The sequence below is a fragment of the Streptomyces sp. NBC_01429 genome (assembly GCF_036231945.1).
Taxonomy (GTDB): Bacteria; Actinomycetota; Actinomycetes; order Streptomycetales; family Streptomycetaceae; genus Streptomyces.
Genome location: NZ_CP109599.1, coordinates 5,499,830 through 5,525,211 on the forward strand (window position 1 = coordinate 5,499,830; position 25,382 = coordinate 5,525,211).

The following is a 25,382-nucleotide window of genomic DNA, read 5'->3' on the forward strand; positions in this document are numbered from 1 at the left end:
GCCTTCCTCGTGCCGGGGGCCATCCCGGCCTCTTCAACTCCCTTGGGGGATCTGATCTGTTGATGTTGTCCGTACGGCACACTGGGCCCCGGCCTACGAGGGAGACACGGATCATGCCGTCCACGACCACCAGCAAGGTCACCCGATGGGACCAGCACGGACGCGAACACGTCGTACGCGTCCAGAAGGCCGGTGTGCAGCGGTCGTTGGTCTGCGACACCTGCGGCTGGCGCAAGAGCGCGCAGTTCCTGCCCTGGCTCAAGGCCGAGGAACACCTCACCGACGCCCACCAGGCGACGGTGGACCCGACGGCGGGCTGAGCGCCCGGCCGGGACCGAGCCGGACCGGGTCCGATCCCGCGGGCAGGGTCGGGGCCGGTCGGGGCCGGTCAGGCCCGCAGGCCGCGCAGCAGCAGCTCCGACACGGCGTCGAACTCCGCGTCGATCGTGGGCTTGCTCCACTCCGCCGCATAGGCCGGGTCATGGAAGCGGGCCGTCGCGGCGAACACCGCCCCGGCGCTGCTCGCCGGGTCCTCCGCGACGAAGCGCCCCGCCCGTACGCCCTCTTCGATGATGAGGGTGAGCTGCGCCGCCAGCTCCGCCAGATGCGCGTCGACCACGCCGCTGCTCTCGTGGGCGAGCACGGAGAACGTGGCGAACAGCTCCGGATCGTCTCCCGCCTTGTGCCGCTTGGCGGCGAACAGCGTCAGCAGCCACTCCCGCAGCTTCGCCGGCCCCGACTCCCGCTCGTCGTCGCTGATGACCTGGGCGAGGGCTGTTTCCGTGCGGCTCAGCCACTGCTTGGTGACCGCCTCGCGCAGAGCCGCCTTCGTACGGAAGTGCCGGTAGACACTGCCGTGGCTGACGCCGAGCACCCGTGCCACATCGACGACCGTCGCCTTCGCGGGACCGTAGCGCCGCAGCACCTCCTCGGTGGCTTCGAGGATGCGCTCGGCGGTCAGGGGCTCGGTGCTCATGAGGCCAGCCCTTTCATGGCTCGTACGGCGCCGGAGGGCGGTGGTGCCGTCGGCGGGACGCGTATGACAGATGACGGTACCTGTCAGGCCGACCGGTCCGTGCCGACCGCCTCCCGCCGCCGGGCGCCCGTCAGCGCTCGCTGTCCAGCATCGCCATCTGGGGGCTCGGGTAGCGCTCCCCGGCGGCGGCGTCGGCGGGGACGGCGCGCTCGATGGCGGCGAGATCCCCGTCGTCCAGCGTGACGTCCAGGGCGCCGAGGGCCTCGGTCAGCCGCCCGCGGCTGCGGGCGCCGACGAGCGGCACGATGTCCTCGCCCCGGGACAGCACCCAGGCGATGGCGATCTGCGCGACCGTCACGCCCTTCTGCTCGGCGATCTTGCGCAGCGACTCGACCAGCGTGAGGTTGTGCCGGAGGTTCTCCCCCTGGAAGCGCGGGCTGATCGCCCGGAAATCGTCGGCGGCCAGCTTCTGGTCGCCGGTGAAGTGCCCGCCGATGAGTCCGCGCGACAGCACCCCGTACGCGGTGACGCCGATGCCCAGCTCGCGGAGCGTCGGCAGGATGTCGGCCTCGATACCGCGTGAGATCAGGGCGTACTCGATCTGGAGATCGCAGATCGGGGCCGTGGCGGCGGCCCGGCGGATGGTCTCCGCGCCGACCTCCGAGAGCCCGATGTGCCGGACGTATCCGGCCTGGACCAGCTCCGCGACGGCGCCGACCGTCTCCTCGATCGGCACGTCCGGGTCGAGCCGCGAGGGCCGGTAGATGTCGATGTGGTCCACGCCCAGCCGCCGGAGGGAGTACGCGGCGAAGTTCTTCACGGCCGCGGGACGTCCGTCGAGCCCGCCCCACCCGTCGTCCGGGTCGCGCAGGGCGCCGAACTTGACGCTGACGACGGCCCGTTCGCGCGCCGCCGGGGACGCGGTGCGCAGGGCCTCGTTGATCAGCAGCTCGTTGTGGCCCATGCCGTAGAAGTCGCCGGTGTCGATCAGGGTGATGCCGGCGTCGAGCGCGGCGTGGATCGTGGCGACGGACTCGCCGCGGTCGTCGCCGGCCCCGTACGCACCGGACATGCCCATACAGCCGAGGCCGAGCGCGGCGGACCGGAGGCCCGTGGAGCCGAGGGCGCGGGTGGGGAGGGTGGTCATGGCGGATTCCTCCGTGCGAATCGCGGATGGATCGGGAGTGACACGATCAACCATGGCATGACGAGTGACAGATTTCAATATCTGTCACTCGTCAGGTGTCCGTCGCCGGAAAACGCGTTGCGTCCCGGGCCCCGCCCGGTGGTAGCGTCAGCCGTATGTTCTTCCAGATCTACGAGTGAGAGCGCGGCGGCGACAGCCCGCCCCCCACCGACGATTCCGCAGATCACTTCTCATCACTTCGGGAGAACCCCGTGGCAAAGAGCCGCAACAACCTTCTCGGCGTGGGCGGTCAGCGCACCAAGACCGGGCGCACGGACCCGCAGTCCAGCGCCCCCGCCCGCGACGCCAACCGCAAGGTCTCCGCCGACCAGAAGCAGGAACTCCTGCGCAAGATGCGCGAGCGCGCCGCCGGTCAGAGCGGATCCGGCCAGGACGGTCAGCAGGCCGCCACCCAGGACTGACGCGGGCAGGAACAGAGCGGACGACGGGCCCGGACCACCTCGGTGGTCCGGGCCCGTCGGCGTCGGCGATCGTCTCGCCGGTCGGCTCAGCCGATCGCGCGCGGCAGCCGCAGACTCAGCAGCCCCGTCAGCACGACCAGCCCCAGCTGCACCAGCAGTGTGATCGTCAGCGCGTCGCCCATCCCCATGGACGTCGTCAGGCTCAGGAAGAGCGAGCCCAGCGTCGCCACCCCGAGCGCCAGCGCCGACTGCTGCGCCGTGACCATGACGCCACCGCCCACTCCCGCCCGTTCGGCCGGGATGTCGGAGAGCACGATCCGCACGATGACCGGCAGCTGGAAGCCCTGGCCCAGACCGGCCAGCGCGACGCCCGGCAGCAGGTCGAGCGAGGTGAGCGCGGGCCAGCCGTGCCGGACGGCGAGCACCAGCAGCGCGACCCCGACCGCCTGGACGACCGCGCCCGCCGTCACCAGCAGGCTGCCGTACCGCCGGATCAGCCGGGGCCCGGCCAGCGAGGCGGCGAAGAACGCCACGGCCATCGGCACCAGCGCCATTCCGGCGGTGATCGCCCCCATACGCAGGCCCTGCTGGAGCGCCACGGCGATCACGAACATGAACCCGCCGAAGCTGATCCCGAACGGCACCAGCAGCGCCAGCCCGCGCCGGAGCGTGACCAGCGCGAACAGGCTCGGCGGCACCAGCGGCGTCCGCCCCTCCCGGTCGGCCCGCCGCTCGACCCGCAGGAAGGCGTACGCCGCGACCGGGAAGGCCGCCAGCGACACCCAGGTCCACAGCGGCCACCCGGCCGCCCGGCCCTCGGTGAGCGGCGCCAGCAGCGTCACCAGGCTGACGGCCAGCAGCAGGGTTCCCGGCACGTCCACGGGCGCCGGCCGGTCCGAACGCGTCTCGGGCACCGAGCGGACCGCCAGGAACAGCCCGGCCAGCGCGACCGGCACATTGACCAGGAAGATGGCCCGCCAGCCGCTCCCCGCGATATCGGCCGCGACGAGCACCCCGCCCAGGATCTGCCCCGCCACCATCGCCAGGCCGGCCGTCGCCCCGTACAGGCTGAGCGCCTTCGCCCGGCGCTGGCCCGCGGTCGCGGCCTGGATGGTGGCCAGCACCTGCGGCAGCATCAGCGCCGCGGCGCCGCCCTGCGCGACCCGCGCCCCGACCAGGGTCCAGGCGGTCGGCGCGAGTCCACAGGCGAGCGAGGTCAGCCCGAAGGCGGCCATGCCGACAAGGAACAGCCGTCGCCGCCCGAAGGTGTCGCCGAGTCTTCCGCCGAGGACGAGCAGCACGGCGTACGCCAGCCCGTACCCGGCGACCACCAGCTCCAGCAGCGCGGGACCCGCGGCCAGGTCGTGGTCGATCGTCGGCAGGGCGACGTTGACGATGAAGAAGTCGATCAGGGGGAGCGCCGCGCCGAGCAGCACGGTGAAGAGGCCGAGCGCCCCGAGGACGGAACCGTGGTCATGGACGACGGGCGGTCCGGCGGTGGGAGCGGAGCCGGCGGGGGAGGTCTTCCGGGGGGACGCGAATGTTCTACTCACCCCACCGACGATTACGCATCACCCAGCCTGGTACCAGAGTCTCTTTATCCTGGTACATTCACTACCCCGCAATAGTCTGAGCGCCGCCCGGCTCACTCGTTGCGCGACGTCCCGGCGATGATCCAGGCGTATCCGCCCGTCGCCCCCTCCGCCCCCGGGCCGATGCGTCCCTGGCCGTCGGACCGTCGGACCGCGCTCTCCTTCGGAAGTCTGTGGCACTCCACCCGGCCCACCAAGGATGATCTTATGTGCCGAGTGGGACATGAAACGTTCGAATCGACTGACGCGGCATCAGCGTTCAGCTGACACAGTGGAAATGGAGGCGGCCGATGGCACGTACGACCCCGTCCGGCGGACCCAAGGAAAAGCCCGCGACGCTCGCCCTGGTCGCCCAACGGGCCGGAGTGTCGCCCCAGACGGTGTCCAACGCCCTCAACTCGCCCGATCTGCTGGCCCCCCGGACCCTGGAGCGGGTCCGCAGGGCGATAGAGGAGATGGACTACCGGCCCCACCAGGCCGCGCGTCTGCTGCGCACCCAGTCGAGCCTGCTGATCGGTTACGGAGTCCGGGCCACGCGCGACGGGGTGTCCGGGCTCGTCCTGGAGAGCTTCCTGCACGCCCTCTCGGACTCGGCGGACCAGGCCGGCTACCGCGTCATGCTGTTCGCCGTGCCCGCCGAGGTCGAGGACGAACCCGCCGCCTACGCCGAGCTGTTACGCGAACGGTCGGTCGACGCCTTCGTCCTGAGCAACACCTACCGGGCCGACCCCCGCCCCGACTGGCTGCGCAAGCGCGGCATCCCCTACGTCTCCTTCGGCCGCCCCTGGCGGGCCCGAGAGGCGGGGGACTGGGTGGACGTCGACGGGGCGCACGGCACCGGCGCCGCCGTCGACCACCTCGTCGCCCTCGGGCACCGCAGGATCGCCTTCCTCGGCTGGCCGAAGGGCTCCGGCGTGGGCGACGACCGGGCGCGGGGCTGGCGGGAGGCGATGGGTCGGCACGGGCTGTCCGTACGCGGTCTGCGGGCCGGCTCCCGGAACAACGTCGACGCCGCGCGCGAGGCCGTCGGGGAGCTGCTTCCGCTGGGCGTCACCGCCGTGGTGGCGGCGAGCGACACCCTCGCCCTCGGCTGCTACCGGGCGCTGCTCGCCGCCGGGGTGTCGCCGGGGCGGGACGTCGCCGTCGTCGGATTCGACGACTCCGCCGCCGCCGCGCTGCTCTCCCCGAGCCTCTCCTCGCTCCGGCAGCCGCTGGCGGAGGCGGGCCGGGCCTGCACCCGCCTGCTCCTCGCGCGTCTCAAGGATCCGGCGGCGGAGCTGGAACGGGTCCTGCTGACGCCCGAACTGGTGGTGCGGGACAGCAGCTCGGGGACCGCCCCGGGGACGGACCCGGCGTAGGAGGAGGCGTCCCGCCGGGTCCGTGCCTCAGGTCGCGTCTCAAGCCGTGTCGCAGCCTCTGCCTCAGGTCGCCGGACGGTCGAGCATCAGCGCGTTGAACGCGCCGTAGTCGAGTCCGCCCTCCAGAGCCGCGCAGGTGCCGTCGGTGAGCAGTTCACGTGCGGCGCGCGCGGCGAGGCCGTAGGCGGCCTCGGCGATCGACGAACCGGCGCTGATCCGGGCGACCCCCAGCTCCGCCAGGACGGACACGGGCAGCGAGCCGGGTCCCGCCAGTACGTTCAGGGGCGCCGCGACGCCGGTCACCAGGGCCGACACGGTCGCCCGGTCGAAGGCGCCGAGCACGAACACCCCGTCCGCGCCCGCAGCCAGATAGGCGGCGGCCCTGGCCAGGGTCTCCTTGATCCGGCCGGCCGGGTCCCCGGGCGGCAGCCGGTGGGTGTCGATCCGGGCGTTGAGGTACAGCGGCACCCCGGCGGCGTCGGCGGCGGCGCGGGCGGCGGCGATCCGCTCGGCCTGTTCGGCGACGGGCCGCAGCGGCTCGGGGCCGGTGCGGAGCGAGTCCTCCAGGTTGACGCCGACGGCCCCGGCGTCGAGCACGCCCCGTACGGTGTCGGCCACCTCCCCGGCGGTGGCGCCGAAGCCGCTCTCGATGTCGGCGGTGACCGGCGCACGGACCGTGGCCGAGATCCGCGCCAGCGCGTCCAGCGCGCCCGCCCGGTCCACCCGGTCGCCGTCCCCGTACCCGAGCGCCCAGGCCACCCCCGCGCTGCTGGTGGCGATGGCGGCGGCGCCGGCGTCCTCGACGAGCCGGGCCGAGGCGGCGTCCCAGGCATTGGGCAGGACGAGGGGCCTGCCGGGGACGTGCAGCGAGCGGAACAGCAGGGCCTGGTCCTTGAGTGTTGTCATGACACCCACTTCACCAGCGGATATGCCCCTGCGGCCAGCGGATTTCCGACCACGTCCCGCCGACTGGTGCCGCCGACCGGGCCCCGGGGGGACGGTGTCCGGAAGGACGCGGTCGTGTCGTGGTACTCCGGCGTCATTATCCTGGTACTGGGCGTACCTGGTCATGGGGTCGGGGCTGCGGCATCCTGGAGGAATGAGCACATTCGCGCGGACCGGCGCGCAGGCCGGCCAGGAGACGGACATCCGGCGGCACGAGCTCGCGGGTTTTCTGCGCAGCCGCCGCGAGCGCATCACGCCCGAGCAGGTCGGGCTGGAACGGGGCAGGCGGCGGCGTACGCCCGGGCTGCGGCGCGAGGAGGTCGCCCAGCTGTCGGCCGTGGGCGTGACCTGGTACACGTGGCTGGAGCAGGCCCGGCCCATCCAGGTGTCCCCGCAGGTCCTCGACGCCCTCGCCCGCGCTCTCCAGCTCGACAGCGGCGAGCGCGCGCACCTCTTCGCCCTCGCGGCGGCCGTCGACCCGGCCCCCGGGACGCCCTGCCCGACCATCACACCGGCGGTGCGGCAGATGCTGGAGGCGCTGGAGCCGTTCCCGGCCTGTGTGCAGAACAGCCGGTACGACATGCTCGCGTACAACCGCAGCTACAGCGGTCTCCTGTGCGACCTGGACGCGCTGCCGCCCGAGGACCGCAACTGCTTGTGGCTCGCCTTCACCAACGACGAGTGGCGCGCCGGGCTCGGTGACCCGGAGGAGACCTGCCGGGCGATGGCCGGCAAGTTCCGGGCCGCCATGGCCGAGCATCTCGCGGAGCCGCCCTGGAAGACGCTGCTGGGACGGTTGCGGGCGGCCTCGCCCGAGTTCCGGGAGGTCTGGGAGCAGCACGAGGTGGTGGCGCCCACCGGGGACCGGACGAAGAGGTTCCTCAACTCCCGGGTCGGCCGGCTCGATCTGATCCACACCAACCTCTGGCTGGGGCCCGCCGCCGGGCCCCGGCTGGTCACCTACGTACCGGCGGACGACGACTCCCGGATCCGGCTGGAGCGGCTTCAGGCGCTGCTGTCGGAGCCCGGACCCGCCTCCGGTCCGGGTCCGGATCCCGGTCCGGATCCGCTGCCCGCCCTGCTGCCGCTGCCGGTCGGCGCCGGGGGCTGAGCCGCGGCGTTCGCGGGCTCCAGCAGCCGCGCCGTGTCCCGTGCCGTGCGGCCCGCCCAGGAGCCGCTGGTCAGCGCGCCGACCAGCAGGACGCTCGCACCGCAGGCCGTGATGATCCACCAGGCCGGGTGGCTGGCGTCGGTGAACCCCGTACGGTACGAGGCCGAGCCGACCATGCCCGCCGCCCCGCCCGCCAGCACCGCGCCGATCACCGCGACGCCCAGCGTCTGGCCGATCTGGCGGCTGGTGGACGCGACGGCGGCGGCGACGCCCGCCTGGGAGCGGGGCATGCCGGAGACGGCGGTGTTGGTGATGGGGGCGTTGACCATGCCGAAGCCGAGGCCGAACAGCACATAGCCGGTGAACATCAGCGTCATGGTCCGCTCCGCGTCGAACGCGGCGAACAGGACGCCGCTCGCCGTCATCGCGACCCCGGCGATCAGCAGGGGCAGCCGCGGGCCGCGGTTGCCGACCAGCCGGCCGGAGAGCGGCGCGCAGACGAACGTCATGGCGGCCATCGGGAGCATGTAGAGCCCGGCGTGCAGCGCGGAGAGCCCCCGCACGTTCTGGAGGTAGAGCGTGTTGAGGAAGAGGAATCCGCCCAGCGCCGCGAAGGCGGACACGGCGATGACGGTCGCCCCGCTGAACGGCGCGCTGCGGAAGAAGCGCAGGTCGATCAGGGGCTCCGGGCGCCTCGGCTCGTACACGAGGAGCCCGACGAGACAGAGCACGGCGACGGTGGCGAAGGACACGATCAGCGGTGACGTCAGTCCCGCCGACGGCGCCTCGATGATCGCGTAGGTCAGCGCGCCCAGCACCCCGATGACCAGCAGCTGGCCCACGGGGTCGGGGCGGCGGGGCTTGGGGGCGCGGGACTCCGGGACGTAGCGCCAGGTCAGCAGCAGGGCCGCGACCCCGATCGGCAGATTGATCCAGAAGATCGACCGCCAGCCGACGGAGTCCACCAGCAGCCCGCCGATCAGCGGTCCCGCCGCCATCGAGATGCCCACCACACCGCCCCAGACGCCGATGGCGCGGGCGCGCTCGCGCGGTCCCGTGAAGGTGTTGGTGATGATCGACATCGCGACGGGGTTGAGCATCGAACCGCCGACGGCCTGCATCATCCGGAAGGCGACGAGCGATTCGAGGTTCGGCGCGACGGAGCAGAGCGCCGAGCCGAGCGTGAAGAGGACGAGACCGGTCTTGAAGACCCGGCGCCGGCCGATCCGGTCGGCCGTGGAGCCCGAGAGCATCAGCAGGGAGGCGAGCACGAGCGTGTACGCGTCGATGGTCCATTGCAGCCCGGAGACGGAGGCGTGCAGCTCTCTCTGCATGGACGGCAGGGCGACGTTGAGGATGGTGTTGTCGAGGCTGACGATGAGCAGGCTCATGCAGCAGATCGCCAGCACCAGTAGCTTCCGTCGATGGCTCAGCTCGGGCATGCGTCGATAGTACGACTAACTAACAACTTCTCGCGTGAGAGACAATGGCCGCATGACCGCTCCGTTCCCGGCCGCCACACTCCCGGCCGCCCCGCTCGCCATCGGCCCGTACACCGTCCAGCCTCCGGTGGTGCTCGCGCCCATGGCCGGGATCACCAACGCCCCCTTCCGGACGCTGTGCAGGGAGTTCAGTGGTGGCAAGGGTCTGTTCGTCAGCGAGATGATCACCACGCGGGCGCTGGTCGAGCGCAACGAGAAGACCATGCAGCTCATCCACTTCGACGCGACCGAGACCCCGCGCTCGATCCAGCTGTACGGGGTGGACCCGGTCACCGTCGGCAAGGCCGTGCGCATGATCGTGGACGAGGACCTCGCCGACCACATCGACCTGAACTTCGGCTGCCCGGTGCCCAAGGTGACCCGCAGGGGCGGCGGCTCGGCCCTCCCGTACAAGCGGCCGCTGCTGCGGGCGATCCTGCGCGAGGCCGTGTCGAACGCCGGGGACCTGCCGGTCACCATGAAGATGCGCAAGGGCATCGACGACGACCACCTCACCTCGCTCGACGCCGGCCGGATCGCGGTCGAGGAGGGGGTGACGGCGATCGCGCTGCACGGCAGGACCGCCGCCCAGCACTACGGCGGCACCGCCGACTGGGATGCCATCGCACGCCTCAAGGAGCACGTCCCGGAGATCCCGGTGCTCGGCAACGGCGACATCTGGTCGGCGGAAGACGCCCTGCGGATGGTGCGCGCGACCGGCTGCGACGGAGTGGTCGTGGGGCGCGGCTGCCTGGGCAGGCCCTGGCTGTTCGGCGATCTGGTCGCCGCCTTCGAGGGGACGGGGACGGTGGCGGCGCCGACGCTGCGCGAGGTCGCGGCCGTCATGCGGCGCCACGCGCAGCTGCTGGGGGAGTGGATCGGGGACGAGGCCCGCGGGGTGATCGACTTCCGCAAGCACGTGGCCTGGTACCTGAAGGGCTTCTCGGTCGGTTCGACGCTCCGCAAGCAGCTGGCGATCACCTCGTCGCTCGCCGAGCTGGACGAGCTGATGGCCGGACTCGATCTGGACCAGCCGTGGCCGGTCGGCGCGGACGGACCGCGCGGGCGCACCTCGGGCAACAACCGGGTGGCGCTGCCGGACGGCTGGCTGAAGGACCCGTACGACTGCGCGGGCATCGGCGCCGACGCGGAGCTGGACACCTCCGGCGGCTGACGGCTGACGGCTGACGGCGGCGGCTTACGGCGCCCGGCAGCGGCTGACAGTCCGCCGAGGGCGCCGACCGCCGTCACCCCCGGCCCGCGCGCTCCGTCACGTCCGGGCCCGCCCGGCGGGCCAGCGGCGTCGCCGACGCCGAGTTGCTCACGCCGAACGCGACGCTGCCCGCCCGGTAGCGGTCGTCCGTCCACTCGATGGGCCGGCCCGCCGCCGTGTTCGTCAGATGGCGCTGGCGCAGCAGCGGGCTGCCCCGGCGCACCCGCAGCAGCCGGGCGTCCTCGCTGCCCGCAGCGACCGCGTCGATGAGGTGCTCGCCGTAGTGGGCCACCACCCCCGCGTGCTCGGCGAGGCTGTCCATGATCGACACGACGTCGTCGGGCAGCGCGCGCACCACGGGCGCCACCCACTGCGTGTACGCGGTCCGCTCGACCATCACCGGCTCGCCGTCCAGCCGGCGCAGCCGCACCACGTACAGCACCTCGCTGCCGGGGGCCACCCCCAGCCGGGAGGACTCCTCCGCCGTCGCGGGCCTGCTCGTACGGCTGAGGATGCGGCTCGCCACCTCGCACCCCATGGCCTGCGCCCACTGGGCGAAGCTGTTGAGCTGCTCGAAGCTGTGACGGCGCTCCTGGCGCAGGACCACCCGCCGCGCCCCCTGCCGGGAGCCGATCAGACCGTCCGAGGCGAGCAGCCCCACGGCCTGGCGCACCGTGCCGCGCGAGACGGACCAGCGGGCGGCGAGATCGCTCTCCGAGGGCAGCCGGGCGCCCACCGGATACTCGCCGCTCAGGATCGACCGGCGCAGCGCCTCCGCGATCTCCAGATAGCGCGAACCGCTCACTGCGGCCCCCTCGCATCCCTCATGGGTCCATCCTTGCGCAAGTCCTGAACTGTGCGCAGGTGTACCGAATCGTCGATGACTTGCCCTTCACTGTAACCACACAGCGAGTCGCCCCCGGACACCCGTTGTAGCCCCCCTTGTACGCCCTGTCGATCGCGGATACTCTCCAACGTGCCGTGTTGATCAGGGGTTTGTGGGTGCTTTTGTCTTCCCCCTGTCGTGCGGTGACGGACATCAGGCGTTAACTACCCGGACACCTGAGTCGGGCGAACTGATGCCAGCTTGTATGAACAAGTTTCTTCTTCGGGGCCCCGCCGGCGCCCCTACTTCGCCTCCGGGAGACACCGCGTGACCCGAAACCGCTTCCGTGCCAACGGCAGACTCGTCGCCGCCCTGGCACTCGGCACCGCCGCCCTCACCACCCTCTCCGCCTGTGGCGCCGCGCCCGAGGAGGACGCCTCGTCCGCCGCCACCGCGACCTCGGCCGCCGATCTCGGCGGGCTGAAGGAGCTGGTCGCCGCCGCCGAGAAGGAGGGCACCCTCAACGCCATCGCGCTGCCGCCGGACTGGGCCAACTACGGCGAGGTCATCAAGGCGTTCGAGGCCAAGTACAAGGTCAAGGTCAGCGTCGAGAACCCCGACGCCTCCAGCTCCGACGAGATATCCGCCGTCAAGTCCCGCAAGGGACAGAAGCGCGCCCCCGACGTCCTCGACCTCGGCATCTCCTTCGCCCGCAGCGGCGCCGCCGAGAAGCTCTTCGCGCCGTACAAGGTCGAGGCGTGGGACAAGATCCCGGACTCCCAGAAGGAGAAGGACGGGCTCTGGTTCAACGACTACGGCGGCTACGTCTCCATCGGCTGCGACGCCGGCCGGATCAAGACCTGTCCGGAGACCTTCGCCGATCTCCTCAAGCCCGAGTACAAGGGCAAGGTGGCGCTCAACGGCAATCCCACCAAGGCGGGTTCGGCCTTCGGCGGGGTGTACGCGGCGTCCCTCGCCAACAAGGGCTCCTTCGGGGACATCCAGCCCGGCATCGACTTCTTCGGCAAGCTGAAGAAGAGCGGCAACTTCATCCCCGTCGAGTCCACCCCGGCCACCGTCGAGAAGGGCGAGACGCCCATCAGCATCGACTGGGACTACCTCAACGCCGGTTACGCCGACCAGTTCAAGAGCAAGGGCGTCGACTGGAAGGTCGCCGTCCCGGCCGACGGCGTGTACGCGCAGTACTACTCGCAGGCCATCAACAAGGAGGCGCCCCACCCGGCCGCCGCCCGCCTGTGGATGGAGTTCCTCTACAGCACCGAGGGCCAGAACCTCTGGCTGAAGGGGTACGCCCGCCCCGTACTGCTGCCCTCCATGACCACGGAAGGCACCGCCGACAAGACCTTCGTCACCAAGCTGCCCGCCGTCGAGGGGACCCCGACGTTCCCGACCTCCGAGGAGCTGGACAAGGCCAACGCGGACCTCGCCGAGAACTGGGACAAGGCCGTCTCCTGATGACAGCCGCTCCCACCACGAAGCCCGCCGAGAAGCCCGCCGAGAGCCCTGCGGCCGGGCCCGCCCGCAAGCGGCCCGGGGCGTCGCGCGTCTGGCTCGGCGCCCTCCCGCTGCTCGTCTTCGCCGGAGTGTGCTTCGGACTGCCGGTCGGCGCCCTGCTGTACGGGGCGCTGACCCGCGACGACCCGGCGACCGGCGCCACCGCCGTGACCGGGGAACACCTCCAGCGCTCGCTCCAGGGCCCCTACCTCACCTCCCTCGTCGGCAGCGTCCAGCTCTCCGCGCTGACCGCCGTGATCGGCACCCTCCTCGGGGTGCTGATCGCCCAGGCCGTCGTCACCGCGCGCGGCGGGGCGCTGCGCAACGCGGTGCTCACCGCCTCCGGTGTGCTCGCCAACTTCGGCGGGATCCCGCTCGCGTTCGCGTTCGTCGCCACGCTCGGCATCTCCGGAGTGGTCACCAGGCTCGGCCGGCTCGACAGCCTCGGCTGGAACCTCTACTCCTTCACCGGACTCGCCGTCATCTACCTCTACTTCCTGGTGCCGCTGATGGTGCTCGTCATCATCCCGGCGCTCGACGGGCTGCGCCCGCAGTGGCGCGAGGCCGCGCAGAACGCCGGGGCCACCTCCTGGCAGTTCTGGCGCCATGTCGGAGTGCCGGTCCTCGCGCCCTCGCTGCTCGGCGGGTTCGTGCTGCTGTTCGGCAGCGCCTTCGCCGCGCACGCCACCGCCGCCGCCCTGGTCGGCGGGTCCGTCCCGCTGGTCACCCTGAAGATCGCGGACGCGCTCTCCGGCAACGTCCTGGTCGGCCAGGAGAACGTGGCGCTCGCGCTGAGCCTCGACATGATCGTGATCGCCGGACTGGTGATGGCGGTCTATCTGCCCCTCCAGCGACGGAGTTCCCGATGGCTGCACTGACCCCGACCGCCTCCGCCGCGCCCGAAACGGCTCCCCGGCGGGCGCCGGGCGGGGCGCCCGCGCGGGGCCGTCGCCGCCCCCGCGTCTGGCGCGGCGCCGTACTGGCCCTGGCCGGGATCTACTTCGTCGTACCGCTGCTGTCCTCGTTCGTGTTCACCGTGCACATCCCGAACCAGGGCTTCTCCTTCGCCGCGTACACCGGGATCCTCTCCGCCGACGGCTTCGTCCGGAGCCTGCTGCTCTCGCTCGGACTGGCCGCCGCGACCATCGTGCTCGCCCTGCTCCTCGCCGTACCCGCGCTGGTGGCGGTACGGCTGGGGGCGCCGAGGCTGCGGCCCGTGGTCGAGATCGTCTGCATGATGCCGCTGGTCGTACCGCCGATCGCCCTGGTCACCGGTCTCACCACGGTGCTGCGCTGGGGGCCGGACCATCTCTCCCGCACCCCGCTCTACCAGACGTTCCTGGCCGTGCAGAACGAGTCGTTCCCGGTGATCCTCGTCCTCGCCTACACGGTGCTCGCGCTGCCGTTCGTCTACCGGTCGCTGGACGCCGGGCTGCGCGCCATCGACGTACCGACCCTGGTGGAGGCCGCGCGCAACTGCGGGGCGAGCCGCCTCCAGGTGCTCTGGCGGGTCATCCTGCCCAATCTGCGCTCCTCGCTGGCCGGCGCCTCCTTCCTCACCCTGGCGCTGGTGCTCGGCGAGTACACGATCGCCTCGCTGCTCGGCTTCCGGCCGTTCGCCGTGTGGATCGTGTCCGTCTCGGGCGCCGAGGCGCGGATGTCGGTGGCGGTCTCCCTGCTCAGCCTGCTGATCACCTGGGCGCTGCTGCTGGCCCTGTCGCGCGCCGGCACCCGCGCCGTCGCGGCGACCCCCGCCCCGCCCGCCCCCTCCGTTCCCGGCAAGGAGTAGCCGCCCCATGTCATCCACCTCCACCACGACCGCGCAGCGGCCGGAGGAGACCGGCGCCACCGGCGCCCTGGTCGAATTCCGGTCCCTGCGCCGGGCCTTCGGGCCCACGGTCGCCCTCGACGGCCTGGACCTGACGGCCAGGCCCGGCGAACTGCTCGCCCTGCTCGGCCCCTCCGGCTGCGGCAAGACCACCGCGCTGCGGGTCCTCGCGGGCTTCGAGCAGCCGGACTCGGGCGAGGTGCTGGTGGACGGCGAGGACATCACCCTCGTACCGGCCAACCGGCGCGACGCGGGCATGGTCTTCCAGTCCTACAGCCTCTTCCCGCACCTCAACGCCCGCGACAACGTCGCCTTCGGGCTGCGGGTACGCAAGGTGCCGGCCGCCGAGCGGCACGCGCGCGCGGCCGAACTCCTCGAACTCGTCGGCCTGCCCGAGCACGGCGGCCGCTTCCCGCACCAGATGTCCGGCGGCCAGCAGCAGCGCGTCGCGCTCGCCCGCGCGCTGGCGCTGCGCCCACGCGTCCTGCTGCTCGACGAGCCGCTCTCGGCACTCGATGCCAAGGTCCGCCTCACGCTGCGCGAGGAGATCCGGCGGCTCCAGCTCTCGCTGGGGATCACCACGATCTTCGTCACCCACGACCAGGAGGAGGCGCTCTCCATGGCCGACCGGGTGGCCGTGCTCAACGCGGGCCGGCTCGAACAGTGCGCGCCGCCCGCCGAGTTGTACGAGCGGCCCGCCACCGCCTTCGTCGCCGAGTTCGTCGGCACGATGAACCGGCTGCCGGGCCGGCGCGCGGACGGCGGCCGGATCGAGGTCGCGGGGCGCACCCTGCCCGTGGACGGCGAGATCCCGGCGGCCGGCGAGGTGGAGGTGCTGATCCGGCCGGAGAACGTGGTGGCCACCCCCGATCCGGCCGGCAGCGCCACGGTCGTCTCCGCGTCCTTCTTCGGCTCGGTCACCCGGGTGCTGCTCGATCTGCCGGGCGGCGGCTCCGTCCACAGCGACGTGCCGTCGCGGGACGCCGGTGAGCTGGTGCCGGGGGTGCGGGCGCGGGTCGAGCCGGCGCCCCGGCCGGTGCTGGTGGTGCCGGCCGCCGGCGGGGACGCGTGAGCGCCCCCGCGCCGCCGGGGCCGCACGCGTCCCCGGCCGCCGTCCTCTTCGACATGGACGGCACCCTGGTGGACACCGAGGTGCTCTGGTGGGAGACCGCCGAGGAGGTCGCGGCCGGTCTCGGCCACCGGCTCACCGACGCGGACGCGCCGGAGGTCGTCGGCCGCGCCGTCGCCGACACGGCCGCTCATCTGATCCGGGTCACGGGCGCGGCCGACCGGGAGAAGGTGGCCGCCGAGCTGGCCGCATCCTTCTTCCTGCGGGTGGCGGCCGGGGCCCCGCCGCGCCCCGGCGCCCGTCGGCTGCTGGCCGAACTGGAGCGGGCGCGGGTGCCGTTCGCGCTGGTCAGCGCGTCACCGAGGACCGTGGTGGACTCGGTGGTCGGCGGTTCGCTCGCCGATGTCCCGTTCGCCTTCACGCTCTCGGCCGACGACACCGTACGGACCAAGCCGCACCCCGATCCGTACCGCGCCGCCGCCGGCCGGTTCGGGGCCGCGCCCGGCGCGTGCGTCGCGGTGGAGGACTCGCCCGACGGCACCGCGTCCGCCGAGGCGGCGGGGTGCCCGGTGCTGGTGGTGCCGTCGCTGCTGCCGGTCGGTCCGGGGAGCGGGCGGTACTTCGCGCGGAGCCTGGAGGACGTGGACCTCGGGATGCTCCGCGACTGCGCCGGACGGGTGCCGGACGGGCGTGATTCTCGCCACGTTTGATCCTGGTGAAGCTCAGATGAGCGATTCCGGGGCGGCTGCGGCGAGGCTGCATCTCTGAAAGGGGTGGCACTGCGTGCCACCCCTTCTGTGTTCAATTCCTGAACTCAGACGTCGTTGTCCCCGCTCGAATGAGCGGCTTCTGTCATGGGTGGGTCATGGCCGCTTCGAGGGGTGAAGAGGGGCCGCCGCCGACGACCGCGTGCTCCGTCCTTTCGATCCGCTGGCGGACGGGTGGTCCCAGCCGCATGACAGTCAAGTGGCCGTACCGAGCCGCCTTCGATCTGGGTATGTTCCTCGCCGTCAGGGCAGCCACCGCGTCGTCGAGGAGTCGAGACCCGTGTCGGAAAACAGCGGTCCCCACGCAGCCACCTCCGAGAAGTACGTCTATGACTTCACGGAGGGCAACAAGGATCTGAAGCACCTCCTCGGCGGCAAGGGCGCCAACCTCGCGGAGATGACCAACCTCGGCCTGCCCGTCCCTCCGGGCTTCACCATCACCACCGAGGCGTGCAACATCTACCTCGACAGCGGCAGCGAACCGGCGGGCCTGCGCGACGAGGTCGGCGCGCACCTCGACGCCCTCGAACAGCGGATGGCCAAGAAGCTCGGCAGGGCGGAGGACCCGCTGCTGGTCTCCGTACGCTCCGGCGCCAAGTTCTCCATGCCGGGCATGATGGACACCGTCCTCAACGTGGGGCTCTCCGACGCCTCGGTGGCCGGGCTCGCCGCGCAGGCCGGGGACGAGCGCTTCGCCTGGGACTCGTACCGCCGGCTCATCCAGATGTTCGGCAGAACGGTCCTCGGGGTGGCCGGCGAGCGCTTCGAGGAGGCGCTGGAGGAGGCCAAGCGGGCCAAGGGCGCCGCCACCGACGTGGAGCTGGAGGTCGCGGACCTCAAGAAGCTGGTCAAGCGGTTCAAGAGGATCGTCTCCGAGGAGACCGGCCGCGACTTCCCGCAGGACCCGCGCGAACAGATGGATCTCGCGATCCACTCCGTCTTCGAGTCCTGGAACACCGACCGCGCCAAGCTCTACCGCCGGCAGGAGCGCATCCCCGGCGACCTCGGCACCGCCGTCACCATCTGTTCCATGGTCTTCGGCAACCTCGGCCCCGACTCCGGTACGGGCGTCGCCTTCACCCGTGACCCCGCCAGCGGCCATCAGGGCGTGTACGGGGACTACCTCCAGAACGCCCAGGGCGAGGACGTCGTCGCCGGCATCCGCAACACCGTGGCGCTCGCCGAGCTGGAGACCATCGACAAGAAGTCGTACGACCAGCTGCTGTCCATCATGGAGACCCTGGAGACGCACTACCGGGACCTGTGCGACATCGAGTTCACCATCGAGCGCGGCCGGCTCTGGATGCTCCAGACCCGCGTCGGCAAGCGCACGGCCGGCGCCGCCTTCCGGATCGCCACCCAACTCGTCGACCAGGGGCTGATCGACGAGGCCGAGGCGCTCCAGCGCGTCACCGGCGCGCAGCTGGCGCAGCTGATGTTCCCCCGGTTCGACGACGACGCCAAGCGCGAGCTGCTGGGGCGGGGCATCGCCGCCTCGCCGGGCGCCGCCGTCGGCAAGGCCGTCTTCGACTCGTACACCGCGATCAAGTGGTCCCGGTCCGGCGAGAAGGTCATCCTCGTCCGCCGCGAGACCAACCCCGACGACCTGGACGGCATGATCGCCGCCGAGGCCATCCTGACCTCGCGCGGCGGCAAGACCTCGCACGCGGCCGTCGTGGCGCGCGGCATGGGCAAGACCTGTGTCTGCGGCGCCGAGGAGCTGGAGGTCGACACCAAGGCGCGTCGGCTGACGGTGGGTTCGACCGTCATCGAGGAGGGCGACGTCCTGTCCATCGACGGCTCGACCGGCAAGGTCTACCTCGGCGAGGTCCCGGTCGTCCCGTCGCCCGTGGTCGAGTACTTCGAGGGCCGGATGCACGCGGGCGCCGAGGAGGCCGACGAACTGGTCGGCGCCGTCCACCGGATGATGGCGTACGCGGACCGCCGCCGCCGGCTGCGGGTGCGCGCCAACGCCGACAACGCCGAGGACGCCCTGCGCGCCCGCCGGTTCGGCGCGCAGGGCATCGGGCTGTGCCGTACGGAGCACATGTTCCTCGGCGAACGCCGCACGATGGTCGAGAAGCTGATCCTCGCCGACACCGACGAGGAGCGCGAACAGGCGCTGGGGGAGCTGCTGCCGCTCCAGAAGAAGGACTTCACCGAGCTGTTCGAGGCGATGGACGGACTGCCGGTCACGGTCCGGCTGCTCGACCCGCCGCTGCACGAGTTCCTGCCCGACATCACGGAGCTGTCGGTACGGGTCGCTCTCGCCGAGGCGCGCAAGGACCACAACGAGAACGATCTGCGCCTCCTCCAGGCCGTCCACAAGCTCCATGAGCAGAACCCGATGCTGGGCCTGCGCGGGGTCCGGCTCGGTCTGGTCATCCCCGGCCTCTTCGCCATGCAGGTACGGGCCATCGCGGAGGCGAGCGCCGCGCGCCTCGACGCCAAGGGCGACCCGCGCGCCGAGATCATGATCCCGCTGGTCGGTACGGTGCAGGAGCTGGAGATCGTGCGGGACGAGGCCGAGCGGGTCATCGCCGAGGTCGAGCGGGCCACCGGCACCCGGCTCAAGCTGGCGCTCGGGACGATGATCGAGCTGCCGCGCGCCGCGCTGACCGCCGGACAGATCGCGGAGGCGGCGGAGTTCTTCTCCTTCGGCACGAACGACCTCACGCAGACCGTCTGGGGCTTCTCCCGCGACGACGTGGAGGCGAGCTTCTTCACCGCGTACCTGGAGAAGGGCATCTTCGGGGTCTCGCCGTTCGAGACCATCGACCGGGACGGCGTCGGCGCGCTCGTGCGCAGCGCGGCCGAGGCGGGCCGCGCCACCCGGCCCGGACTGAAACTGGGCGTCTGCGGCGAGCACGGCGGCGACCCGGAGTCGGTGCACTTCTTCCACGAGGTGGGGCTCGACTACGTCTCCTGCTCCCCGTTCCGGATCCCGGTGGCACGGCTGGAGGCGGGCCGCGCGGCCGCCGGTCCGGGCGGCAGCGACTCGCGCTAGGGGCGCGTCAGGACACCGGGTCCTTGCGGCGGGTCCATCCCTGACCCTCGCCGGAGCCACCGGAAGGACCCGGGGCACAGAGAAGGGGCGGATGCCTTGTGCGGAGGCGTCCGCCCCTTCGTCATGGGCGCGCGACGGGCACGCGACGGGCACGCGATGGACGCGCGACGGGCATGCGATGGACGCGCGACGGGCACGCGCAATTTTTCCGCGGTCCGGAAATGAACCGCGGGGAGTGCGGCCGGCGGATCCCCACCCACCGGCCGCACTCCATTACGCGAGCCGGGCATGGAGCCGCACCTGGACCGACCGCCGCCGAGCGAGCAAAGCCCCCCACGGCCTTCACTGCGCCTATTCGGTGGTTCAGGTTTCATGCCCGACGCGGTACAGCATTTAGCCCGGCACCCCGTCCCCGCGAGGGGTTTCAACTGTGGCCGAAACACCGTGGTAACAGCCGGTGATGGCATGCATACTCAGTGATGGGGAGATTGTGGTGGCAACAGGTGGGGATTTCATGCTGCGTATTCATTTCACGGAGAAGGATCTCGCGCGGGTCCGGATGGCCGCCGGGCCCGACCCGCTGTGGGAAACGATTCTCAGCTTTCACCGAATAAGGGATCGGCGCGCTCCGCTTGCCTATGGGGAATGGCGTACGGAGGCGCGTAGCCGGTTGAATGGTGAAACAAGCCTGCTCTCGGCGCTCGTTCCGCAGCGCGGCTATTTCCCGGATTTCCTGACCCCCGTCCAGGGGCGCCTCGGTCTGGAGGCGGGCCTGGAAGCCCTGCGCGCCACCGGGGCCGACCGCGTCCGCGGCGAGCTGGCGCTGCTGAGCGCGGGCGGGGCCAGGTCCGTACGCAAGGACCCCGGCGGCCGGCTGGCCACCTTCGCCGACGGCGGGCCCGGCCGCCTCGGCCGGCTCGTGGAGGCGGTGCGTACGTACCACCGGGCGGCCGTCGAGCCGTACTGGGCCCATGTCCGCACCAGAGTCGAGGCGGACCGCGCGCTGCGCGGCCGGGCGCTGCTCGACGGCGGCTCGGACGAGCTGCTCTCCTCGCTGCCGCCGATGGTGCGCTGGCGCGGCCCCGTGCTGGAGGCGGACTACCCGGTCGAGCGCGAACTGCGGCTGGAGGGGCGGGGGTTGCTGCTCCAGCCGTCGTTCTTCTGCCGCACCACCCCGGTGGTCTACCGCGATCCGGCGCTGGCGCCGGTTCTCGTCTATCCCGTCACCCACTGCGAGCCGCCCGCCGCCACCGAGCGCGCGGGCCCCTCGCTCGGGCGGCTCGTCGGCCACACCCGCTCGGCCGTCCTGCGCGCCATCGAGCACGGCTGTACGACCAGTGAACTGGCCCGCAGGACCGGGGTGTCCCTCGCCTCCGCCAGCCAGCACGCGTGCGTCCTGCGCGAGGCGGGCCTGATCAGCACGCTCCGGCACGGCAACGCCGTCCTGCACACCCTCACCCCGCTGGGCGGCGCGCTGTTACGGGGCGGCGTCCGCGCCGACGGGCTCTACGCCCGCAACGGAAGGCCCGCTTCCTAGAACTTCTCGTCCGGATCCGGCCGGGCCCGCGGAGTCCTGAAGTCGGCACGTGCCACCGCGGCACGTGCCACTTTCGTTCGGCTCCGTTGACGAACGCGCGCACCGCCTCTACCTTCCGAACCGAGCGTTCTCGAAACTTCCGGGAAATTTTCCGAAATAAGCAGGAGCCGCAATGAGAACCGCGAAACTCCGTGCCTTACCCCGGGCCGTTGTTCCCCGGGCCGCCACCGCCCTGACCGCTCTGACCGCCCTGGCCGTCGCGATGGTCGGCCTCGCCGCCCCCGCGCACGCGGCCGACCCCGTACTGCGCGACCTCGCCACCGCCAAGGGCCGGTACTACGGCACCGCCGTCACCGCGTCGAAGCTGACCGGCACGTACGGGAGCATCACCGGCGCCCAGTTCAACTCCATCACCCCCGGCAACGAGATGAAGTGGGGCTCGGTCGAGCCGACCCGCGGCAGCTTCAGCTGGTCGGGCGCCGACCGTGTGGTGAGCTTCGCCGAGGCCAACGGCCAGAAGGTCCGCGGCCACACCCTCGTCTGGCACAGCCAGATGCCCAACTGGCTGGCCGACGGCACCTTCAGCGACACCGAGCTGCGCACCATCATGAACGAGCACGTCACCACCGAGGCCGCCCGCTACAAGGGGCGCATCGACCACTGGGACGTCGTCAACGAGCCGCTCAACGAAGACGGCACGATGCGGGCCAGCAAGTTCTACACCCAGCTCGGCGAGTCCTACATCGCCGACGCCTTCCGCTCCGCGCGCGCCGCCGACCCCGCCGCCAAGCTCTACATCAACGACTACAACACCGACGGCACCGGCGCCAAGAGCAACGGCATGTACTCCCTGGTCCAACGGCTCAAGGCGCAGGGCGTCCCCATCGACGGCGTCGGCTTCCAGGGCCATCTGATCCTCGGTCAGGTGCCGTCCACGCTCCAGGCCAACCTCCAGCGCTTCGCCGACCTCGGCGTGGACGTCGCGATCACCGAACTCGACATCCGGATGACGCTGCCCGCCACCGACGCCAAACTCGCCCAGCAGAAGGACGAGTTCAAGGCCGTCACCAACGCCTGCCTCGCCGTCACGCGCTGCGCGGGCGTCACCGCCTGGGGCTTCACCGACGCGGACTCCTGGATCCCGGACGTCTTCCCCGGCCAGGGCGCGGCCACCCCGTACGACGAGAACTTCCAGCCCAAGCCGGCCTACTACGGCATCGCCGAGGCCCTCGGCTGGACCGGCGACAGCGGGGGCGGAGGCGGCGGTACGCCCACCACCGGCTGCGCCGTGACCTATGGCGTCCAGAGCCAGTGGAACACCGGCTTCACCGCCAATGTGACGGTCCGCAACACCGGGACGTCCCCCGTCAGCGGCTGGACCGTGCGCTGGACCTGGCCCTCGGGCCAGAGCGTCTCCTCGGCGTGGAACGCCACCGTCACCCAGTCCGGCACCCAGGTCACCGCCGTCAACGCCTCCCACAACGCGGCCATCGCGGCCGGCGGTTCGGTCGACTTCGGCTTCAACGGCGCCTGGAGCGGCGCCAACCCGGCCCCGGCCGCTTTCACCCTCAACGGCGCCGCCTGCACTACCTCGTAGCGGGCTCCCGTACCGGCACCGGCACCGGCACCGGTACGCGCACCCGGGCCCGGTACGCCCGGACGGCGGCCTCGTCGTCGTCCAGGCACCGGCCCGTGGTCAGGTCGAAGCGCTGCTTCAGCAGCGGGGAGGCCACGAAGAACCGCCCCTCGTGGGTGCCGGTCAGCCCCCGGGAGAGGACGTACGCGCCGGAGAACGGATCCCGGTTGGAGATCGCGTACGGCAAGCCCGAGCGGTCCAGGAACACCGCCGCCTGGCGGCCGTCGGGCAGCAGGACGGCCACACCCCGGCCGGGGGTGAGCGCGGACGTCTCGCAGACCGCGAACCACTCGCCGTCGCGGATCAGGATCTCCAGCGTGCTCATCTCCGGCGTGCTCATCTCCGGCGTGCTCATCGGGCGTTCGCCCCTTCCAGGGTGAGGAAGACCAGGTCCGGCTTGACCTGGTCGCGTTCCGGTACGAACTTCACCGACGGATCCGGCGCGTCGGGCGCGTTCACGAACGACACGAAACGCCGCAGCCGCTCCGGGTCGTTGATCGTCTCGGCCCACTCGTCGCGGTAGCCGGCCACATGCGCGGCCATCAGCGCCTCCAGCTCCGCGCAGAGCCCGAGCGAGTCGCGCACCACCACGTCCCGTACGTGGTCGAGCCCGCCCTCGATCCGCCCCAGCCAGGCGGACGTGCGCTCCAGCCGGTCCGCCGTCCGGATGTAGAACATCAGGAACCGGTCGATCAGCCGCACCAGTCCGGCGTCGTCGAGGTCCTGCGCGAGCAGGTCGGCGTGGCGCGGGTCCGCGCCGCCGTTGCCGCCCACGTACAGGTTCCAGCCGTTGGCCGTGGCGATGATCCCGAAGTCCTTGCCGCGCGCCTCCGCGCACTCCCGCGCACACCCCGACACGGCGGATTTCAGCTTGTGCGGGGAGCGCAGGCCCCGGTAGCGCAGCTCCAGATCGATGGCCATCTTCACCGAGTCCTGCACGCCGTAGCGGCACCAGGTCCGCCCCACGCAGGACTTGACCGTACGGAGCGACTTGCCGTACGCGTGCCCCGATTCGAAGCCCGCGTCCACCAGCCGGGTCCAGATCAGCGGCAGCTGGTCCACCCGGGCGCCGAACAGGTCGATGCGCTGACCGCCGGTGATCTTCGTGTACAGCCCGAAGTCCCGCGCCACCTCGCCGATCACGATCAGCTTCTCCGGGGTGATCTCACCGCCGGGGATGCGCGGCACGATCGAGTACGAGCCGTTGCGCTGGATGTTGGCCAGGAAGTGGTCGTTGGTGTCCTGGAGCGCCGCCTGCTCACCGTCCAGCACATAGCCGCTCACCCCGAGCCCCGGCGCGAGCGACGCGATGATCGAACCGACCGTCGGCTTGCAGATCTCGCAGCCGTCACCGCCCCTGGCCCCCTCGCGGCCGTGCGAGTCGAGCAGCTCGGCGTACGAGGTGACGCGCAGGGTGCGCACGATCTCGTACAACTCGCTCCGGGTGTAAGGGAAACAGCCGCACAGCCCCCGGTCGGCGGGGCCGTTGCCGTTCGCGGCGAGCAACTGGCCGATGGTCCGGACACAACTCCCGCACCCGGTACCCGCCTTGGTGCACCTCTTCACCTCCGGAAGCGAGGAACACGCCTGGACGGCACCCTTGGTGACGTGGTGACAGCTACAGATCACCGCGTCGTCGGGCAGCGCGTCCGGACCGAGCGCCGGTGGCGCCCCGATGCCGGCCGGCAGCACCAACCGCTCGGGGGAGACGGGCGGTACGGAGCCGGTCAGCGGCCGCAGCATCCCGTACAGGTCGGCGTCACCGACCAGGACACCGCCGAGCAGGGTGCCGTCCCGGCCCACGACCAGCTTCTTGTAGACACCGGCGCGCGCGTCGGAGTAGACGACACCGAGCGAGCCGGGCGCCGCTCCGTGCGCGTCACCGAACGAGGCGACGTCCACGCCGAGCAGCTTGAGCTTGGTGGAGAGATCGGCGCCGGTGAAGCCGCACTCCTCGCGGGGGGCGTCCGCCAGCACGTCGGCGACCGTGACCGCCATCTCGTACCCGGGCGCTACCAGCCCGTACACCCGCCCGTCCGCCGCGAGCGCGCACTCGCCGATCGCGTACACGGCAGGATCCGAGGTACGGCACCACGCGTCGACCACTACGCCGCCCCGCTCGCCGACGGCCAGCCCCGCGTCCCGCGCGAGCCGGTCGCGGGGGCGCACCCCGGCCGAGAAGACGACGAGATCGGTGGCGAGCGACGAACCGTCCGACAGCGTCATCCCGGTGACGTTCCCCTCGGAGTCCGCCGTCACCGCGCTGGTGCCCACGCCCGTACGCACGCCCAGCCCCATCGACTCGACGGTGCGCAGCAGGGCCGCCCCACCGCCCTCGTCGACCTGGACGGGCATCAGCCGGGGCGCGAACTCCACGATGTGCGTGTCTAGCCCGAGCCCCTTGAGCGCGCCCGCCGCCTCCAGCCCGAGCAGCCCGCCCCCGACGACCGCGCCGGTGCGCGCCGTCCTCGCGTACTCCTCGATCGCGAGGAGATCCTCGATCGTGCGGTAGACGAAACAGCCGGTCGCGTCCCTGCCGGGCACCGGCGGCACGAAGGGGTACGAGCCGGTGGCCAGCACGAGCGTGTCGTAGCCGAAGGTGACCCCGGCGCGCGAGGTGACCGTGCGCGCGGCGCGGTCGATGGACTCAGCGGGGTCGCCGAGGCGCAGCTCGATGGAGTGCGCGGCCAGGAAGCCGGGCGGCACCAGCGCGAGATCGTCGGGGGTGGCGCCGGAGAAGTACGAGGTCAGCCGGACCCGGTCGTAGGCGGGCCTGGGCTCCTCGCAGAGCACCACGACGCGCGCCCGCGAGGTCACGCCCCGCTCGGCGAGAGCCTCCAGGAACCGCTGGCCGACCATGCCGTGGCCGACGACGACGATCGTGGGGGTGGACGTCTCGGGAGTCATACCGGG

Annotated in this window: 21 protein-coding genes; 13 read left to right on the plus strand and 8 right to left on the minus strand. The window is 72.0% G+C overall.

Annotated elements, in window-relative coordinates; all coding sequences use genetic code 11:
- The first annotated feature begins 113 nt into the window (after positions 1 to 113).
- On the plus strand, positions 114 to 320 hold the full coding sequence (locus OG627_RS24160) for a hypothetical protein (protein WP_329068400.1): 207 nt from the start codon (positions 114 to 116) through the stop codon (positions 318 to 320).
- A 68-nt stretch (positions 321 to 388) separates the two neighbouring features.
- Here the strand turns inward: OG627_RS24160 and OG627_RS24165 are convergent, their stop codons facing one another.
- Positions 389 to 976: a TetR family transcriptional regulator gene (locus OG627_RS24165; protein WP_329068402.1), complete on the minus strand. Its 588-nt coding sequence runs from the start codon at positions 974 to 976 to the stop codon at positions 389 to 391.
- 130 nt (positions 977 to 1,106) lie between these two features.
- Positions 1,107 to 2,123, minus strand: coding sequence for an aldo/keto reductase (locus tag OG627_RS24170; protein WP_329068404.1), 1,017 nt, complete (start codon positions 2,121 to 2,123; stop codon positions 1,107 to 1,109).
- Positions 2,124 to 2,374: 251 nt separating this feature from the next.
- On the opposite strand from OG627_RS24170, the gene OG627_RS24175 reads away from it, so the two are divergent.
- The gene (locus OG627_RS24175; protein WP_329068406.1) at positions 2,375 to 2,584 is read left to right on the plus strand and encodes a DUF6243 family protein; all 210 of its coding nucleotides are present in this window, start codon (positions 2,375 to 2,377) and stop codon (positions 2,582 to 2,584) included.
- Between the two features lie 86 nt (positions 2,585 to 2,670).
- Here the strand turns inward: OG627_RS24175 and OG627_RS24180 are convergent, their stop codons facing one another.
- A complete protein-coding gene (locus OG627_RS24180; RefSeq protein ID WP_443073527.1) occupies positions 2,671 to 4,137 on the minus strand; it encodes an MFS transporter in 1,467 nt (488 codons plus the stop codon).
- Between the two features lie 329 nt (positions 4,138 to 4,466).
- Between OG627_RS24180 and OG627_RS24185 the strand changes: the two genes are divergently transcribed.
- Positions 4,467 to 5,534 (plus strand): LacI family DNA-binding transcriptional regulator, encoded by a 1,068-nt coding sequence (locus OG627_RS24185; protein WP_329068408.1) that lies wholly within the window; start codon positions 4,467 to 4,469, stop codon positions 5,532 to 5,534.
- Positions 5,535 to 5,597: 63 nt separating this feature from the next.
- On the opposite strand, the gene OG627_RS24190 is transcribed toward OG627_RS24185, so the two are convergent.
- On the minus strand, positions 5,598 to 6,440 hold the full coding sequence (locus OG627_RS24190; RefSeq protein ID WP_329068410.1) for an isocitrate lyase/PEP mutase family protein: 843 nt from the start codon (positions 6,438 to 6,440) through the stop codon (positions 5,598 to 5,600).
- A 193-nt stretch (positions 6,441 to 6,633) separates the two neighbouring features.
- Between OG627_RS24190 and OG627_RS24195 the strand changes: the two genes are divergently transcribed.
- Positions 6,634 to 7,590, plus strand: coding sequence for a helix-turn-helix transcriptional regulator (locus OG627_RS24195; protein WP_329068412.1), 957 nt, complete (start codon positions 6,634 to 6,636; stop codon positions 7,588 to 7,590).
- Here the strand turns inward: OG627_RS24195 and OG627_RS24200 are convergent.
- Entirely contained in the window at positions 7,485 to 9,032 is a 1,548-nt protein-coding gene (locus OG627_RS24200; protein WP_329068415.1) for an MFS transporter, read from the minus strand. The genes OG627_RS24195 and OG627_RS24200 overlap by 106 nt on opposite strands.
- A 52-nt stretch (positions 9,033 to 9,084) precedes the next feature.
- Between OG627_RS24200 and dusB the strand changes: the two genes are divergently transcribed.
- Complete coding sequence (gene dusB / locus OG627_RS24205; protein WP_329068417.1) at positions 9,085 to 10,245, plus strand: tRNA dihydrouridine synthase DusB; 1,161 nt, start codon at positions 9,085 to 9,087, stop codon at positions 10,243 to 10,245.
- A gap of 73 nt (positions 10,246 to 10,318) precedes the next feature.
- Here dusB and OG627_RS24210 read toward each other — a convergent pair whose 3' ends face one another.
- A complete protein-coding gene (locus tag OG627_RS24210; RefSeq protein WP_329068419.1) occupies positions 10,319 to 11,089 on the minus strand; it encodes a GntR family transcriptional regulator in 771 nt (256 codons plus the stop codon).
- Positions 11,090 to 11,437: 348 nt separating this feature from the next.
- On the opposite strand from OG627_RS24210, the gene OG627_RS24215 reads away from it, so the two are divergent.
- From OG627_RS24215 to OG627_RS24250, 8 genes are all read left to right on the plus strand, one after another.
- Positions 11,438 to 12,586, plus strand: coding sequence for an ABC transporter substrate-binding protein (locus OG627_RS24215; RefSeq protein ID WP_443073528.1), 1,149 nt, complete (start codon positions 11,438 to 11,440; stop codon positions 12,584 to 12,586).
- Positions 12,586 to 13,503, plus strand: coding sequence for an ABC transporter permease (locus OG627_RS24220; RefSeq protein WP_329068420.1), 918 nt, complete (start codon positions 12,586 to 12,588; stop codon positions 13,501 to 13,503). Before OG627_RS24215 ends, OG627_RS24220 begins: the two co-directional genes overlap by 1 nt.
- The gene (locus OG627_RS24225; RefSeq protein WP_329068422.1) at positions 13,491 to 14,414 is read left to right on the plus strand and encodes an ABC transporter permease; all 924 of its coding nucleotides are present in this window, start codon (positions 13,491 to 13,493) and stop codon (positions 14,412 to 14,414) included. Before OG627_RS24220 ends, OG627_RS24225 begins: the two co-directional genes overlap by 13 nt.
- A 7-nt stretch (positions 14,415 to 14,421) precedes the next feature.
- The gene (locus OG627_RS24230; RefSeq protein ID WP_329068424.1) at positions 14,422 to 15,525 is read left to right on the plus strand and encodes an ABC transporter ATP-binding protein; all 1,104 of its coding nucleotides are present in this window, start codon (positions 14,422 to 14,424) and stop codon (positions 15,523 to 15,525) included.
- Positions 15,522 to 16,232, plus strand: coding sequence for an HAD family hydrolase (locus OG627_RS24235; RefSeq protein WP_329068426.1), 711 nt, complete (start codon positions 15,522 to 15,524; stop codon positions 16,230 to 16,232). Before OG627_RS24230 ends, OG627_RS24235 begins: the two co-directional genes overlap by 4 nt.
- A 337-nt stretch (positions 16,233 to 16,569) precedes the next feature.
- A complete protein-coding gene (ppdK, locus tag OG627_RS24240) occupies positions 16,570 to 19,296 on the plus strand; it encodes a pyruvate, phosphate dikinase (RefSeq protein WP_329068428.1) in 2,727 nt (908 codons plus the stop codon).
- 514 nt (positions 19,297 to 19,810) lie between these two features.
- Complete coding sequence (locus OG627_RS24245) at positions 19,811 to 20,833, plus strand: ArsR/SmtB family transcription factor (protein ID WP_329068430.1); 1,023 nt, start codon at positions 19,811 to 19,813, stop codon at positions 20,831 to 20,833.
- A gap of 172 nt (positions 20,834 to 21,005) precedes the next feature.
- Entirely contained in the window at positions 21,006 to 22,430 is a 1,425-nt protein-coding gene (locus OG627_RS24250; RefSeq protein WP_329068432.1) for an endo-1,4-beta-xylanase, read from the plus strand.
- Here OG627_RS24250 and nirD read toward each other — a convergent pair.
- Positions 22,420 to 22,824, minus strand: a complete 405-nt coding sequence (gene nirD, locus OG627_RS24255; protein ID WP_443073529.1) for a nitrite reductase small subunit NirD — start codon at positions 22,822 to 22,824, stop codon at positions 22,420 to 22,422. The genes OG627_RS24250 and nirD overlap by 11 nt on opposite strands.
- Positions 22,821 to 25,376: a nitrite reductase large subunit NirB gene (nirB, locus tag OG627_RS24260; RefSeq protein WP_329068434.1), complete on the minus strand. Its 2,556-nt coding sequence runs from the start codon at positions 25,374 to 25,376 to the stop codon at positions 22,821 to 22,823. The genes nirD and nirB overlap by 4 nt, the downstream gene beginning before the upstream one ends.
- Positions 25,377 to 25,382: the final 6 nt, after the last annotated feature.